At 65.8% G+C, this 16,378-nt stretch carries 12 protein-coding genes; 5 read left to right on the top strand and 7 right to left on the bottom strand.

Going from position 1 to position 16,378, the window contains the following annotated elements; translation table 11 throughout:
- Positions 1-47: 47 nt before the first annotated feature.
- Together ACR9ZJ_RS15295 and ACR9ZJ_RS15290 are read left to right on the top strand one after the other, a co-directional pair.
- A complete protein-coding gene (locus ACR9ZJ_RS15295; protein WP_481288215.1) occupies positions 48-2,630 on the top strand; it encodes a penicillin-binding protein 1A in 2,583 nt (860 codons plus the stop codon).
- A gap of 61 nt (positions 2,631-2,691) precedes the next feature.
- Positions 2,692-3,348, top strand: coding sequence for a hypothetical protein (locus ACR9ZJ_RS15290; protein ID WP_481281633.1), 657 nt, complete (start codon positions 2,692-2,694; stop codon positions 3,346-3,348).
- 324 nt (positions 3,349-3,672) lie between these two features.
- Here ACR9ZJ_RS15290 and ACR9ZJ_RS15285 read toward each other — a convergent pair whose 3' ends face one another.
- The 4 genes from ACR9ZJ_RS15285 to glnE all read right to left on the bottom strand — a co-directional run bounded on the left by ACR9ZJ_RS15285 (position 3,673) and on the right by glnE (position 9,597).
- Complete coding sequence (locus ACR9ZJ_RS15285) at positions 3,673-4,968, bottom strand: citrate synthase (protein WP_481281635.1); 1,296 nt, start codon at positions 4,966-4,968, stop codon at positions 3,673-3,675.
- A 236-nt stretch (positions 4,969-5,204) separates the two neighbouring features.
- Positions 5,205-5,450, bottom strand: coding sequence for a type B 50S ribosomal protein L31 (locus ACR9ZJ_RS15280; RefSeq protein ID WP_306851017.1), 246 nt, complete (start codon positions 5,448-5,450; stop codon positions 5,205-5,207).
- 276 nt (positions 5,451-5,726) lie between these two features.
- The gene (locus ACR9ZJ_RS15275; protein WP_481281636.1) at positions 5,727-6,659 is read right to left on the bottom strand and encodes a nucleoside hydrolase; all 933 of its coding nucleotides are present in this window, start codon (positions 6,657-6,659) and stop codon (positions 5,727-5,729) included.
- Between the two features lie 49 nt (positions 6,660-6,708).
- Positions 6,709-9,597, bottom strand: coding sequence for a bifunctional [glutamate--ammonia ligase]-adenylyl-L-tyrosine phosphorylase/[glutamate--ammonia-ligase] adenylyltransferase (gene glnE, locus ACR9ZJ_RS15270; protein WP_481288214.1), 2,889 nt, complete (start codon positions 9,595-9,597; stop codon positions 6,709-6,711).
- A gap of 177 nt (positions 9,598-9,774) precedes the next feature.
- On the opposite strand from glnE, the gene ACR9ZJ_RS15265 reads away from it, so the two are divergent.
- Positions 9,775-11,667 carry an LTA synthase family protein gene (locus ACR9ZJ_RS15265; protein WP_481281638.1) on the top strand — a complete coding sequence of 631 codons (1,893 nt, stop codon included), beginning with the start codon at positions 9,775-9,777 and terminating at the stop codon, positions 11,665-11,667.
- A gap of 21 nt (positions 11,668-11,688) precedes the next feature.
- Here the strand turns inward: ACR9ZJ_RS15265 and ACR9ZJ_RS15260 are convergent, their stop codons facing one another.
- The 3 genes from ACR9ZJ_RS15260 to ACR9ZJ_RS15250 all read right to left on the bottom strand — a co-directional run bounded on the left by ACR9ZJ_RS15260 (position 11,689) and on the right by ACR9ZJ_RS15250 (position 14,818).
- Entirely contained in the window at positions 11,689-12,612 is a 924-nt protein-coding gene (locus ACR9ZJ_RS15260) for a hypothetical protein (protein WP_481288213.1), read from the bottom strand.
- A gap of 207 nt (positions 12,613-12,819) precedes the next feature.
- Positions 12,820-14,463 (bottom strand): chaperonin GroEL, encoded by a 1,644-nt coding sequence (gene groL, locus ACR9ZJ_RS15255; protein ID WP_481281640.1) that lies wholly within the window; start codon positions 14,461-14,463, stop codon positions 12,820-12,822.
- A gap of 61 nt (positions 14,464-14,524) precedes the next feature.
- A complete protein-coding gene (locus ACR9ZJ_RS15250; RefSeq protein WP_036110126.1) occupies positions 14,525-14,818 on the bottom strand; it encodes a co-chaperone GroES in 294 nt (97 codons plus the stop codon).
- 185 nt (positions 14,819-15,003) lie between these two features.
- Here ACR9ZJ_RS15250 and cutA point away from each other — a divergent pair, with 185 nt between their 5' ends.
- Together cutA and ACR9ZJ_RS15240 are read left to right on the top strand one after the other, a co-directional pair.
- Positions 15,004-15,327 carry a divalent-cation tolerance protein CutA gene (gene cutA, locus ACR9ZJ_RS15245; protein WP_306851022.1) on the top strand — a complete coding sequence of 108 codons (324 nt, stop codon included), beginning with the start codon at positions 15,004-15,006 and terminating at the stop codon, positions 15,325-15,327.
- 70 nt (positions 15,328-15,397) lie between these two features.
- Positions 15,398-16,378, top strand: a 981-nt coding sequence (locus ACR9ZJ_RS15240) for a protein-disulfide reductase DsbD N-terminal domain-containing protein (protein WP_481288212.1), incomplete at its 3' end; no start/stop codon positions are given.

The following is a 16,378-nucleotide window of genomic DNA, read 5'->3' as shown; positions in this document are numbered from 1 at the left end:
GTTCTATACTCCGCCACGACCCATACGGCGGTGACCCCTCCCCCTCCATGCGAATCCTCAAGCGTCTGCTGCGCTATGCGCTGTACCTCGCCCTGGCCGGCATCCTGTTCGTGGTTGGCGCCGTGGGCGTCGCCTACTGGCTCCTGGCGCCGCGCCTGCCGTCCGTCGCCGTCCTGCGCGACTACCACATGCAGGTTCCGCTCCGTGTCCTGAGTTCCGACGGCCGCCTGATCGCCTCCTTCGGCGAAACCCGGCGCATCCCCGTGCGCATCGCCGACGTGCCGGCACGCCTCAAGAATGCCGTCTTATCGGCCGAGGACGCCGATTTCTATAGCCATCCGGGCGTCGACTGGCACGGCATCGCCCGCGCCGGCATCCACGTGATCCTCTCCGGCGGTGACAAGGGGCCGGGCGGATCGACCATCACCCAGCAGGTGGCGCGAAACTTCTTCCTCAGCCCGGAGAAGCTCTATTCGCGCAAGCTGACGGAGATGTTCATCGCCCTGCGCATGGAAAACGAGCTCAGCAAGGACCAGATCCTGGAGCTCTACATCAACAAGATGTTCCTGGGACACCGTTCCTATGGCCTGGCGGCGGCGGCCTCGTATTACTACGGGAAGACGCTGGATCAACTCACCGTTGCCGAAAGCGCCGCCCTCGCCTCGACCTTCCAGCTTCCTTCGGTGGTCAATCCACTGAACAATCCCAAGCGCCTGCTCGCCCGCCGCGACTGGGTGCTCGGCCAGATGCTGTCCAACCGCTTCATCACGAAGGCCGAATACGACGAGGCGATCAAGGAGCCCAACGACGCCTTCCCGCACGAACAGCAGATCGAGGTGGACGCCCCGTACCTGGCGGAGATGGTCCGCCAGCAGGTGCTGGAGAAATTCGGCAACGAAGCCTTGACCGAGGGCTACGTCGTGCATACGACGGTGCCCAGCGACAGCCAGGCCGCCGCCAACGAGGCCTTGCGCGGCCGCCTCTCGGCCTACGATCGCCGACATGGCTATCGCGGTCCCGAGGGCCACGAAGAGTTGCCTGCGCAGGCCGGCCCGGAGGACTATGACCGCGTTCTCGCCGGCTACACGAGCGTCGCGGGCATGATGCCTGGCATCGTCACGGAGACTGGCGCAAAGGAGGCCAAGGTGTACCTCTCGCCCAAGGAGACGGTCACGCTCAGCCTGGAGTCCATGGCCTGGGCACGGCCTTATGTCAACGAAGGGCGCGCCGGCGCGGCACCGACCCGCGTGGATGCCGTGCTCAAGCGCGGCGATGTCGTCCGCCTGTTCCGCGCGGCGAAAGACGACGTGAACGAGGACGTGGCCAGCGGCGCCGCGGAAGAAGGCAAGGAGGCACCGGCGCCCAAGGCGGAGCCGGCCCGGCTCGAATGGCGCCTCACCCAGATCCCCGCCGTGCAGGCCGCCCTGGTCTCGCTGGATCCGGAAGATGGTGCCGTGCGCGCATTGGTAGGCGGTTTCAGCTTCGTGCGCTCGAAGTTCAACCGCGCCGTGATGGCCGCCCGTCAGCCGGGCTCCAGCTTCAAGCCCTACCTGTATTCGGCGGCCTTCGAGCGTGGCTTCACGCCGGCATCCATCGTCAACGACGCCCCCGTGGCCTTCCCCGATCCTTCGCGCCCGGACGGCATGTGGACGCCGGCCAACGACGACAACAAGTTCGACGGCCCGATGCGCCTGCGCGAGGCCCTGGTGAAGTCGAAGAACCTGGTCTCGGTACGCTTGCTCGATGCCATCGGCCTGCGCTTCGCGCGTGACTACATGACCCGGTTCGGCTTCACGCCGGACGCACTGCCGCAAAACCTTTCGCTGGCGCTCGGCACGGCGTCCGTGTCGCCGATGAGCATGGCCCGTGGCTACGCGGTGTTCGCCAATGGCGGCTATCTCGTCACGCCGTATTTCATCTCCCGGATCGACGACCGCGACGGCAACCCCGTCTATCTGGCCAATCCCGAGCGGGCCTGTGCGGAATGCCAGGAGCGCCTGTTGAACCCGACTCCGCCGGGGCCACCGACGCAGGCTTCGTCCGCCTTGATTCCCGCGCGTCCGGCGACCTCGAGCACGGCGGCGGGCAGCGGCACCGGCGACGCCGTGCTTCCCGCCGATGCCCATGCCAGCGCTTCGGAAGCGCCGAAGCTGGCGCCGCACGTGATCGACGTACGCAACGACTACCTCGTCACCTCGTTGATGCAGGATGTGGTGAAGCGTGGCACCGGTGCCGCGGCGAAGGCCCTGGGCCGTGACGACATCGCGGGCAAGACCGGTTCCACCAACGACCACCGTGACGCCTGGTTCGTCGGCTTCAACGGCGACGTGTCCACGGCGGTCTGGGTCGGCTTCGACGACTTCAGTTCGCTGGGACGTGGTGAGTTCGGCGCCAAGGCCGCGCTGCCCATCTGGATGGACTACATGGGCGCGTTCCTCAAGGACAAGCCATCGCACATGCTGGCCATGCCGCCGGGTATCGCCACGGTGCAGATCGACCCGGGTTCCGGCCTGCCCTCGCCGGGCGGCATGAACGAGATCATGAAGGTCGAGGACGTCGACCGTCTTCGCGAGCAGGCGACACAAAAACAGCAGGAGGAACAGCAGGAACACGCCTACGACATCTTCTGACGCGCGCGCCGAGCCAGCGATCGCGCGTCTGGCACACGTTCACACCATACGGGGGTGAGTCATGGCACGAGGCGAACACCACAGGATCCATGCCCAGGACCGGACGCAGCGCAATCGCGTCCTCGTCGCCCAGGAGGCGGCACGCCTGATGAGCGAGCACGGTATCCGGGATTTCCACCATGCGAAGGTGAAGGCCGCCGAACGGCTCGGCATCGTCGACACACAGGCCCTGCCCCGCAACAACGAGATCGAGGACGCGCTGCGCGAACACCAGCGCCTGTTCCATGGCGATTCGCAACCGCAGGCCCTGCGGGCCCGGCGCGAAGCCGCGGTGGAGGCCATGCACTTCCTGCGCGGATTCGACACCCGCCTGGTCGGCGCCGTTCTCGAAGGCACGGCGGACGAGCATTCCGCCGTATGCCTGCATGTCTTCAGTGACGATCCGGAAGCCCCTGGCCTGTTCCTGCGCGAGCGAGGCATCCCCCTGGAAACCCAGACGCGGCGACTGCGCTGGTCGGGCACCGCCCAAAGCGAACATCCGGTATTGCTGTTCGGTGCCGACGGGATTCCTTTCGACCTGACCGTGTTGCCGATGGATGCGCTGCGCCAGGCGCCACTGGATCGCGTGGACGAACGGCCGATGCGCCGTGCCACGGCGGCCATGGTGCAGGAGCTGTTGGCGGAAGAGGACATCGCCGCCTTCAACGCGTCGTCTTGACGGAGAAATAGATCGTGCCGGCTCTCTTGGCGAGAGCCGGCTTCTTGCTGGGAACCGATTGGTGGTGGGAACCGATTGGTGGGAGCCGGCTTTGGTGGGAGCCGACCTTGTCGGCGATCCCGCGATAGCGGGCCAGGTTCAGGCAAGCACCCATCGCCGACAGGGTCGGCTCCCACAAGATCCTTCCTGGGCTGAGGCAAGCAGCCATCGCCGACAAAGTCGGCTCCCACGGAAATGATTCTCCCGTTGGGGTGAATTTCCCACCGGAGTGCTTCTTTCCCTGGCACCGGGCAAAAAAACCCCGCTTTCGCGGGGCTTTTTTTCTTAGCGCTTGTCGTTCGGAACGTAGTCGCGAACGTCGGCGCCGGTGTAGATCTGGCGCGGGCGGCCGATGCGCGATCCCGGGGTCTCGTGCTGCTCGATCCAGTGCGAGATCCAGCCGGACGTGCGCGCGATGGCGAACATCACGGTGAACATCTCGGTCGGGATGCCGAGCGCCTTGTAGATGATGCCCGAGTAGAAGTCGACGTTCGGGTAGAGCTTGCGCTCGACGAAGTAATCGTCCTTCAGCGCGGCTTCCTCCAGCTTCATCGCGACGTCGAGCAACGGGTCGTTGACGCCGAGTTCGTTGAGCACCTTGTGGCACATTTCGCGGATGATCTTGGCGCGCGGGTCGAAGTTCTTGTACACCCGGTGACCGAAGCCCATCAGGCGGAAGGAGTCGTTCTTGTCCTTCGCACGCTTGACGGCCGTCTCGACCTTGTCGGCCGAACCGATTTCCTCGAGCTGCTTGAGCACGGCTTCGTTCGCACCACCGTGGGCCGGACCCCAGAGCGCGGTGATGCCAGCGGCGATCGACGCGTAGGGATTGGCACCCGTCGAACCGACCAGGCGGACCGTGGAGGTGGAGGCGTTCTGCTCGTGGTCGGCGTGCAGGATGAAGAGCAGGTCGAGCGCCTTGGCGACGACCGGGTTCAGTTCCAGCGGCTCGCTCGGCACTTCGAACATCATGTGCAGGAAGCGCGTGACGTATTCGAGGTTGTTGCGCGGATAACGCGTCGGCCAACCGATCGAGTGGCGGTAGATGGCGGCGGAAATCGTCGGCATCTTCGCGATCAGGCGGATGGCGGCGAGCTTGCGGTCTTCCGGGTTATCGACGTCGAGCTTGTCGTGGTAGAACGCCGAAAGCGAAGCGATCGAGCCGGCAAGCATGGCCATCGGGTGCGCGTCGTGGTTGAAGCCGCGCAGGAAGAACTTGAGGTTCTCGTGCATCATCGAGTGATGCGTGATGTCGTGCTCGAACTTCGCGAACTCGGCCTTGCTGGGCAGTTCGCCATTGAGCAGCAGGTACGAGGTCTCGAGGAAGGTGGACTTCTCGGCGAGCTGTTCGATCGGGTAGCCGCGATACAGCAGGACACCCTTGTCGCCGTCGATGTAGGTGATGGCGCTCTTGGTGCTGGCGGTGCTGCCGTAGCCCGGATCGTAGGTGAAGTAGCCGGTGTCCTTGTACAACGTGCCGATGTCGACGCACTCGGCGCCGAGCGTGCCGCCGATGACCGGCAGTTCACTCACGGGCTTGTTGGATTCATCGACCAATTTGACGGTTTTGGCGTCGGACACGGCGAGCTCCTCTTCTTCTCGGCGATTTTGGGGAAACGGCACCCTGGGGAAGGCGTCGTACCGGCCACTACGTGCAGCCGAAGTTCCCCATTATCGCACAGAGGCTGTTCGAACGTCCGTTCGACCAACGGGCAATTCGTGGACGCAAAAAGACACGGGGCAAGCCGTGGGCTCGCCCCGTGTCTGTCGATCCTCGCGAAACGCCACCCCGCAGGCGGCGCGCGGATTTCCCGGTATTACTTCTTGCCGTAACGCTGGCGGAACTTGTCGACGCGGCCGCCGATGTCGAGCGTCTTCTGCTTGCCCGTGTAGAACGGGTGCGAATGGCTGCTGATATCGAGCTTGATCACCGGGTATTCGTTACCGTCTTCCCACTTGACGGTCTCCTTGCTGGACATCGTCGAACGCGTCAGGAACGCGAAATCCGACGACAGGTCCTGGAAGACCACCGGCTGGTACTTCGGATGGATGTTCTCTTTCATGGCTTGAACCTGAGAAATAGCGGGGTGAAAAGAGCGGCATTGTAACCAGCCGAGCCGGCCACGGCAAGCCTCGCCCATGTTGGCACCCGAGGGGGCCGCTTCTGTTGTGGGAGCCGCTTCAGCGGCGACGGGGGCTTACCTGGAACTGGCCCGCTGCCGCGGGATCGCCGATGAATCGGCTCCCACAGGGTATGCCAAAGCCCACCAGGGCATGGGGTCTGGCAGCCACGGGGCAGGCAGAGCCCATGATGGCAGGCGGCCACGAGGGCGGGCGACTCAGCGGGCGCCCAGCGCCCCGGCGATCAGTTCGCGAAAGCGGTCCTGGTCCACGTCCAGCACGATCCTGGCGTTGGCCCGGCCGCCGAGGCGCCGGTGCCAGTCGACCACCGTGGCGCCGCGGGTCAGCCGGCCGTCTAGCTCGATCGCCACATGGCGGGTCTCGGCCCGCACGACCATGGACGGGTCGAGGGCCACGGCCATCGCCAGGGCGTCCGCCGCGATGAAGCCCGTGCGCTCGTGCTCGGCGTTGAAGCGGCGCGCGGTGCCGAAGATCTTCTCGAAAAATACCGCCCGGTTGTCGCCAGAGGCTATCCATTCCTCGTAGACCTCGTCTGCGAAGGCATGACGCACCGTGGCTTCCCAGTCCACGAGGTCGAACATCTCGAATGCCTCGAACACCACGTGGGCCGCTTCGGGATCGAAACCGATGTTGAATTCGGCGGGGACCTTGCCTGTGTTCCCATGACCGGTGACAGCGCCCCCCATGACGACCAGGCGCTTCACGCGCGACGGGAACGCCGGGTCGAGACGGATGGCCAGGGCGAGGTTAGTCAGCGGCCCGAGCGCCACGAGCGTCAGTTCGCCTGGGCGCTCGCGGGTCAGGCGGACCAGGGCGAGCGCGGCGTGCTCGGCCTGCGTGGGATGCGAGGGCTCGGCGAAGCCGACGTCGCCGAAGCCGTCGGCACCGTGGACGAAGGCCGCGTCCTCGTCCGGAGCACGCACCAATGGCGACGGACAACCGGGATGCACCGGCGTCGCCGCGCCGATCAGTTGCACCAGCGTGCGGGCATTGCGCACGGTGTGGTCGAGCCCGACATTGCCCGCGGCCACCGTCAACGCGGTGACATCGGCATGCTCGTGCGCCATCAGGATGGCCAGCGCGTCGTCCACGCCGGGGTCGGTGTCGATCAGCAACGGGGTTCGGGTCATCGGGATCGTGTCGTGGAACGGCCGGACAGCATAACGCCGTGCATCGAATTCAGGCACCCTGCGCCGCCGCCTCGGCACGCCCGGAGAAATCGAAGCCCAGCTCGGCCGCGACCTGCTCCACCCCGGCGCACAACGCGTCCAGGGCCGGCGTGCGCGCGGCGATGCGCGGACGCAGGTCGAGCGTGCAGGCGAGCCCCATCTGCAGGAGGTCCGCATGCGCGAGGTGCAAGGTGTCGGCCTGGGCCTGGGTGAACAGCCCCGCCTCGCGCAACACGTCGATCAACGTGCTGCTGGCATGCGTGTCGAGCACCGACGGATGCGCGGCCGCGTGCCCGAGGACCATGCCCTGCAGGATGAACTCGATGTCGATGAGCGCGCCCACGCCCTGCTTCAGGTCGACATGATCGGCGTCGGAACGGTCCCGCTCGCCGCGCCAGCGTGCACGCATGGCGCCCACGTCGGCGCGAACGCGCGCGGCGTCACGCGGGGCGCCGAGGATCTCGCGCCGGATGCCCGCAAGGGCGGCGCCAAGCCGCGCATCACCCGCCACCGGGCGGGCGCGCAACAGCGCCTGGTGTTCCCAGGTCCATGCACGGTCCCGCTGGTATGCCTCGAACGCATCGACGCTGGCGACCAGCAGCCCCTTCGATCCGTCCGGCCGCAGGCGCGTATCCACGTCGTACAACCTGCCTGCGTGGGTCTGCACGTTCAGCCAGTGCATCACGCGCTGCGCCAGGCGCTGGTACCAACGCGTGCCGTCGACTGGCCGCGGGCCGTCGCTCATCGCATTGGCACGCTTGCCATCGTAGACGAAGACCAGGTCCAGGTCGGAAGCGAAACCCAGTTCCTCGCCACCGAGGCTGCCATAGCCGAGCACGGCGAACCCGCTACCCTCGCCCGGCAGGCGGCCATGCTGGGCCGTGAGTTCGCGCGTCGCCAGGGCGAGGATCGCCGCGACCACCGCCTCCGCCAGCCCGGCGAGCCGCCGCGCCGTCGCGGTGGCATCCGACCGGCCGTCATTGAAGGCCAGCCCGAGGCGAAAGGCGATGCTCGAACGGAATTCGTTGATGCGTTCCAGCTCGTGCTCCGCGTCGCGCTCATCCAGCGCGCCGAGGGTGCGTGCGATCTCGGCCGAGATGTCCGCACGTTTCAGCGGCAACTGGTCGATGCGCGGATCGAGCACGTCGTCGAGCAACAGCGGTTGCGCGATCACGCGCTCCGCGAGGAACGCGCTGTCCGCGAATACGCCGGCGACACGCCGCCGTGCATTGGGCTGTTCGTCGAGCAGGGCGAGGTACGACGAACGACGCGCGACGGCCTGGACCAGGCGCAGCAAGCGCAAGAGGCTGGCCACGGGCGCCACGCTGCCACGGGCCGCGCCGATCAAGTGGGGCATCAGGCGCTCGATGCGTTCGGACGAACGCGCCGACATCGAGCGGACCGCCGCCGTGCGCGGCAATTTCACCAGCTCGTTGGCCGCTTCCTCGCCAGGGACGAAACCCGACGCCCCCATCATGGCGGCATCGAGGGTCTCTCCCCGTGCCGCCCGCCAGAGTTCGACGTCGGCGATGGGAGCCGTCGCCGTGCCGCCCGCTTCGGGAACGAGCACGGCGGCGAATTCGGCGGACACGGCATCGCGATGGCGGAGCAGATCCAGCGCGAGGTCGTCCCAATGGGCGTAGCCCAATCCAAGGGCCAGCCTTTCGCGCGACAGCGCATCGTCGGGGATATCGTGGGTCTGCGCATCGCGCAGCATCTGCACGCGGTTCTCCAGGCGGCGCAGGAACACGTAGGCCGAGCGCAGCAGCTTCGCCCGTGCCGATGGGATATAACCGCGCGCCTCGCAAGCACGCAGCGCGGGCAGCAGGCCACGCACGCGCAAGGCCGGGTCGCGACCGCCACGGATCATCTGGGTCAGCTGCACCACGAATTCGATTTCACGAATGCCACCGGGGCCGAGCTTCAGGTTGCCGGCGAGATCCTTGCGCGCGACCTCCGCGTCGATCAACGCCTTCATCTCACGCAGGCCGGCGAACGCCGTGTAGTCGAGGTAGCGGCGATAGACAAAAGGCCGGAGCATGTCCTGCAGTTCGCGGCCGGCGACGCGGTCGCCGGCCACCGGCCGTGCCTTGATCCACGCATAGCGTTCCCAATCGCGGCCTTCGCGTTGGTAGTACTGCTCCATCGCCGCGAAGGGCAGCGACAGCCGCCCCGCATTGCCGAACGGACGCAGGCGCAGGTCCACGCGTGCGCAGATGCCATCCAGCGTGGGCTCGGCCAGCAGGCGCACGAGCTGGCGCGTTTCGCGAATGAAGTACTCGCCGTTGTCCAGCGGCCGCGCTCCATCGGTTTCTCCGCCCGAGGCATACGCCAGCACAAGATCGATGTCGGAGGAAAAATTCAGTTCGTTGCCGCCGAGCTTGCCGAAGCCGAGCACCACCGTGCGCTGCGCGACGCCGTTCGCATCGCGCGGCTGTCCGTAGCGCGCATGCATGGCGCTTTCCGACCAGCGCAGGGCAACCTCGAGCAAGGTTTCATAAAGCGCGCTCGTCGAGGAAAGCGTTTCGTCCAGGTCGTCCAGCCCGTTCACGTCGCGGAACACGATGCGGACAGCTTCCGCGTGCCGGAAGCGGCGAAGCACCGACATGCAACGATCCTCGTCCCCCGGCAACTCCAGCGTGGCGCCGCGCGTTCCCGCGTCCGCATTGGCCCGGAGTCGTTCCAGCCCGGCAGGTGCGAGCAGATCGGGCTGGCGACGCAGGATATCGAAGGCGAAGTCCGAGGCGAGCAAGGTTCGCCGGATCCGTTCGGCCACGCCGGCGTCGTCGTATAGCGGGATGCGCGCCGCACGGCATGCCGCCATAACGTCGTCGTAACGGGTGTCGATCAATGCGCGTAGTTCGGGGCTTTCGCGCGGGGCCGTCGTCGATGCATTCATGAGATGGTCATTGTGCCCTAGCCGCGGCGTGGCGCGCTTCCCGCCGTCGGATTGCGATTCATCTCATGTCCCGGCCACGGATCGCAAGAATGCGCGCGCCCTCGCCTGACAACCGGTTCATGTCCACTGCGTTACAGTCCCTACCCCCTTGCTACAGGGGCGTGACAAGAGGGCGTTATGACTTTCGATTCAAAGCGTTGGCGTGACGTGATAACCCGGGCGGCGTTGCCACTCTGCCTCGCCGTGGCGTTCGTTCTCTACACCGGCTTCCTCGATGGCAACCCGGGCGTATCCAGCGCCGAGTGGGCTGCCCGGCCGTGGCACCTGTTCGCCAACGCCTTCCCCGGCCTTCTGCTCGCCTCGCTGTTGCTGGTGCTCACGCGCCGGGCGTGGCTGTCGTTCGGTCTCGCCTTCATGGCGCAGGGCGCCGTACTGGTGGTCAGCGCCATCAAGATGAAGAACCTGGGTGCGCCACTGCTACCCGCCGACTTCCGCATGGTCGGCCAGTTGAAGAACGGTGGGCTGCATCTGCTCGGCGGCTACCTGCCCGCCGATCCGCTGCCCTACCTGGCCATCCTGGGCACGCTCGCGCTCATCGTCCTCATCGCCCGTTACGAACCGCCGCTTTTCGCGCGCCGGACGAAGGGCCGCCGCCTCGTCGCCGGGCTGTCCCTGGTCGCCCTCATGGGTACCCTGTTCGCCGGCGTTCCCGCGTGGTCGACCATCTACGACAAGGACCGCCTGGGCCTGCAACCCTGGTCCGCGGCGGCGAACGCCGGCTACAACGGCGTGGTGACGACGATCGTGCAGTTCCGTCTCCAGGATGCAGGCAAGAAGACCAAAGCCGATCCGGCCGAAGCCGGACGCTTCCTCGCGGACACCGGGCCCGCCCTGCGCGAGCACATGGCGGTGGCGGCGACCCATGGACGACAGACGCCCGACATCGTCGTCGTGCAGAGTGAATCGTTCTTCGATCCGAGCGCGATTCGCGGCCTCGAAAACGAAGACTTCGCACCGAACCTGCATCGACTCGCGGAGCATGCGAGCACGGGGCGCCTGCATGTCCCGACGTTCGGAGGCGGCACGATCCGTACCGAATTCGAAGTACTCACGGGTCTGTCGCTGCGCTATTTCCCGACGATGCAATTCCCTTACTTGCAAATGCATTCCGGTGTCGTGCCGGGCATGGTGCGCACGCTGCGTTCCCACGGGTACGAAACCATAGCCGTCCACGGTAACGACGCCTCGTTCTGGAACCGGAGCACGGCGTTCAAGTCGTTGGGCTTCGACCGCTTCGTGTCGCAGCCGGATTTCCCCAAGGACTTCCGCAAGGACGGCGAATACATGGCGGACAGCGCCATGACCGACGAGATCATGAGCCAGCTGAAGGACTCCGGTCCGCCGCGTTTCGTCTTCGCGATCAGCATGGAAGCCCATGGGCCGTACGACAAGAGCGTGAACATCGACACGCGCGAGCGCGACGCCATTCCCGTCCCCGACGGCATCAGTGACGCCGCGAAACTGCAATTGCGCAACTACATCTATCATATGCGCCACGCCGACGCCGAATTAGGCCGTCTCGCCGAACTCCTCAAGCAACGCGAGCGGCCGACCCTGCTCCTGTTCTATGGCGACCACCTGCCCGCACTCACCGAGACGTACGACAAACTCGGTTTCGCCGACGGTATCGGCATGTTCAACCAGACCGTGCCCTATATCCTCATCGACACGCACGGCGATGGCCCCGCGCCTGAGAAGGCGGACCTTGCGGCATGGATGCTGCCCGGCAAGCTGTTGGAGCAGGCCGGCGTGCACGACGATCCGTACTTCGCGCTCACCCAGGTCGTCGCTCCTCGCCTCGCCCCGCTCACGCATGCACCGGACGCGCCCACGCCAGCCGAGGATGCCATGCAGAAATATACGGATGTATCCATGGGTAACGTGGCGATGCTTCGGATGAAGCACAAATTGGAGCCGCTGGTCGCGCAATATGCCCTGCCCGAGACGGCCACGCTGGCGCGCCAGCCAGGTACAGCCGAGGAACAGGCTGCATCGGGCGCAGGGCAATAGCCCGCGCAGCGACCAGGAAGGTCAATGCACGACAGCCTGGTCTGTCTCGCGATAGCTGAAGGGCGCCACGCTTGGGTCCGGGGCAAAGCGAACGACAGGGACGATCTTGCCGGTGACGAGGTTGTAGTCGCGCTGAATGAGCTGCGCGCCTTTCAGTCCGGCCACCTCGTACGGCCCCGCGGTGTAGAAGATGGCCTCGATCGGCAGATCCTTCGGCACGGCTGCCCGCCAGTTCCCAAGCATCAATTCCATGTGCCGCATGACGTTGATCATGGCATCGGAGTTCTGGCGTGAAGCGATGCTCAGGGCGAACTGCTGTTGATTACCAGCGAAACCACACTGGTGCTTGAACTGCCCCGGAAACGTGGTGACTTCGATGAAATGCTTTCGCCATGCCTCGACGGTGTCGATCCCCTGGCTCGTGCAAGGCTTGCTCTCGTCCACGTAGAGTTCGCTTGCACCACATCCGTTCGACCCCTTCGCTGGATCCCCGGTCGTACCCCGATCACCCGTCACCGCGTCGTAGGGAAACGAACAGAGGACGCTCACCGGTTCCGTGCCCGGCTCCGCCACGAAGGTGTCGGCCTGCCTGAGAAGCAGTCCGTGCGGGCGCGTTTCCGGAGCGTAGAGGATGCGACTGTCGACGTCGCTGCGCAGATAACTGAAGGAAAGGCCCTCTGGTGTCCCCGTACGTGGGGAGAATTCCCATGCATGCCGGTCAGGCTCACTTTCGTTGGGAACGGCATCGGTTGCGCGAATCAAAACCCCGGAGCAGTAGTAGGCAGCGCGACTATCCGCGCATGACATGCGCGTGTCGTCGTAGCGTGCATTGAGACCTTGGACGATCTGCTCTCCATCGGCCTGTGGCCGGGAAAGATGCGTCTGGCGAGATGTGCATCCGATAACAAGGCACAGCGAAAGAAGAAGACCCAGTCTCCACGTCATGGCGGCGCTCCTTGTAGTGAAACTTCCTTTGCTTCCAGCGAACGCAGGCATGTATGTCGAAGCTCGTGACATCACAGTACACGTCACGCGGCGTCATCGACATGAACCTGCGCCAAGCTGCCGAATCGACGCAATGATTTGTCTTCGCGACAAAAAAACCCCGCGTTTCCGCGGGGTTTTTCAGTTTCGAGCCGGAAAGGCGCGGACTTAGAAGTCCATGCCGCCCATGCCACCCATGCCGCCGGGGGCACCGTGGCCGTGGCCGTCGTCCTTCTTCGGCAGCTCGGTCACGGCCGCTTCGGTCGTGATGATCGAGCCAGCCACCGAGGCGGCGAACTGCAGCGCCGAACGGGTGACCTTGGTCGGGTCCAGGATGCCGAACGCGATCATGTCGCCGAACTCGCCGGTAGCGGCGTTGTAACCGAAGTTACCCTGGCCGTCCTTCACCTGGTTGACGATGACCGAAGCCTCTTCGCCGGCGTTGGTGACGATGGCGCGCAGCGGGGCTTCCAGCGTGCGACGGGTGATCGCGATGCCGAGGTCCTGGTCCGGATTCTTGCCCTTCAGGCCTTCCAGGGCCTTCAGCGCACGGATCAGGGCGACGCCGCCGCCCGGGACCACGCCTTCCTCGACGGCCGCACGCGTGGCGTGCAGGGCGTCTTCGACGCGGGCCTTCTTTTCCTTCATCTCGACTTCCGTCGCGGCGCCGACCTTGATCACGGCGACACCGCCGGCAAGCTTGGCCACGCGCTCTTGCAGCTTCTCGCGGTCGTAGTCCGAAGAGGTCTCTTCGATCTGCGCCTTGATCTGGCCGATACGCGACTGGATGCGCTCGGCTTCGCCGGCACCGTCGATGATCGTGGTGTTTTCCTTGGTGATCACGACGCGCTTCGCACGGCCGAGGTCGTTGATCGTGGCCTTGTCGAGCTGCAGGCCCACTTCCTCGGAGATGACCACGCCATTGGTGAGGATGGCGATGTCTTCCAGGATGGCCTTGCGGCGATCGCCGAAGCCCGGCGCCTTGACGGCGGCGACCTTGACGATGCCACGGATCGTGTTGACGACGAGGGTGGCCAGGGCTTCGCCCTCGACTTCCTCGGCGACGATCAGCAGCGGCTTGGCGGCCTTGGCGACGGCCTCGAGCACCGGCAGGAGCTCACGGACGTTCGAGATCTTCTTGTCGTGGATGAGGATGAACGGGTCGTCCAGTTCAACCTGCTGCGACTGCTGGTTGTTGATGAAGTACGGCGAGAGGTAACCGCGGTCGAACTGCATGCCCTCGACGACGTCGAGCTCGTTCTCGAGGCCCGAGCCTTCCTCGACCGTGATCACGCCTTCCTTGCCGACCTTGCCCATCGCGGTGGCGATGATGTCACCAATGTTCGCGTCGGAGTTGGCCGAGATCGTGCCGACCTGGGCGATCGCCTTGTCGTCGGCGGTCGGGTTGGAAAGCTTCTTCAGCTCGCCGACGGCGGCCGTGACGGCCTGGTCGATGCCGCGCTTGAGGTCCATCGGGTTGATGCCGGCGGCGACGGCCTTGAGGCCTTCCTGGATGAACGCCTGGGCGAGGACGGTGGCCGTCGTGGTGCCGTCACCGGCCACGTCGGAGGTCTTCGAGGCGGCTTCCTTGACGATCTGGGCGCCGATGTTCTCGTACTTGTCGGCGAGTTCGATTTCCTTGGCGACCGAGACGCCGTCCTTGGTGACGGTCGGCGCGCCGAAGCTCTTCTCGAGCACGACGTTGCGGCCCTTCGGGCCGAGGGTGACCTTGACGGCGTTGGCGAGCGTGTTGACGCCCTTCAGCATGCGTGCGCGGACGTCTTCGCCGAAGCGGACTTCTTTAGATGCCATGAGAGTGAATCCTTGAGATCAGTTGTTTGGGATAGCCGGGAGGAACGGGGCGAGCGGGGGCTCAGCCTTCCAGGACCGCCACGATGTCGTCTTCCTTCAGGAAGACCAGTTCTTCGCCATCGACCTTGATCTCCTGGCCGGCGTACTTGCCGAACAGGACGACGTCGCCTTCCTTCACGCCCATCGGGCGGAGCTGGCCGCTGGCCAGGAGGAGGCCGGTACCGGCGGCGATGACCTTGCCGCGGGTGGGCTTCTCGGTGGCGCTGTCAGGGATGACGATGCCACCGGCGGAAACACGCTCTTCTTCGAGGCGCTTGACGATGACGCGATCGTGCAGCGGGCGCAGTTTGCTCATGACTTCTCCAACCATGTGATTGACGGATAACGAAATTGGTCCACCCTGTTAGCACTTGCCACGGGTGAGTGCCAGAATTTTAGCCAAAGCTCTCCACGAATCGGAAGAGCCTCGGGGTGATCGACAGATGGCGCCTGTGCGAAACCGTTCAAGGCCCCGGGTACAAAAAAGACCACAATCGACCCATGTCCGAACCCATCGCCATCCTTGTCGCCTGTCCCGCCGGCGAACCCGCCGCCGCCCTCGCCCACGGCCTCGTGCAGGCCGGCCTGGCCGCTTGCGTGAACCACCTGCCGGGGATGCGGTCCACCTACCGCTGGAAAGGCGAGGTGGTCACCGACGCCGAGGACCTCCTGCTGGTGAAGACCACCCGCGAAGCCTTCGCGGCGGTCGAGGCCTTCGTCGTCGAGCACCACCCCTACGAGGTGCCGGAGGTCGTGGCCCTGCCGCTGGTGGAAGGGCACGCGCCCTATCTCGCCTGGCTGGAAGCCAGCGTCGATGCAAGCTAATACGGGTATGCCCGGTCATAATGACCGACGCCCAACGCGGTTCGTCACCGCACCGATCCCCGGAGTCGCCATGACGTCGTTCGCCCGCCTCGCGCGGAACCTGGTCGCCGGCCTCGCCTTGCTCGCCGCCCTGCCGGCGCTCGCCCAAAGCGACGACGACCTGCTGCCGGTCACCCAGGCCTTCCACCTCACTTCCGATGCCAGCCAGCCGGGCATGGTGAAGCTGCACTGGCGGATCGCGCCGGACTATTACCTCTACCGGGGCCGGATCAAGATCAAGGCGGCGGAGCCCACGGCGGTCACGCTGGGCGAGGCGACGCTCCCCGATGGCCTGAAGAAGCACGACGAATACCTCGGCGACGTGGAGATCTATCACGGCGACGTCGAGGCCAGCGTGCCGTACACGCTCGTCGACACCGCCACGAAGACGCTCGCACTCGACGTCCAGTACCAGGGCTGCCATGAGGTGGAGCCGAAGATCTGCTACCCGCCGAACACCGAGCACCTGAAGCTCGCGATCGGCGGTGCGTCGACCATCCCCGTCGCGGCGACGCCGGCCGCCAACGGCGCGGCCCTGCTGGGCGCTCCGTCCGCGGCCCCGGGTAGCGAGGCGCTGGCACTCCCCGCCGACCAGGCGTTCCGCTTCGAGGCGCTGGTCAAGGACCACGGCAGCTTGCTGCTGCGCTGGACCATGCCCAAGGATTACTACCTTTACCGTGACAAGACGCAGATCACGGTGACCTCGCCCGCCGGGGTGAGCGCGGGCGAGCCGGACTGGCCCAGCGGCACCGCCCATCACGACGAACACTTCGGCGACACCATCGTCTACTTCGACCAGGTCGAGCTGCCGGTGCCGCTGAACGGCGCCGCGGGCGCCACGGCGGTGGCGGTCGACGTGGCCTACCAGGGTTGCCTGGAGAACGGCATCTGCTATCCGGTCATGACGCGGCACATCAAGGTCGACCTGGGCGCGGGCACGGCATCCGTCGGCGCCCCGTCGGAGGAACAGCCCGCCGCCGCGCCTGTCTCTTATACACATCTGACGCTGCCG

The organism is Luteibacter sp. KNZ12-1A (assembly GCF_056755675.1).
This window is presented reverse-complemented; position numbering and strand designations above follow the sequence as displayed.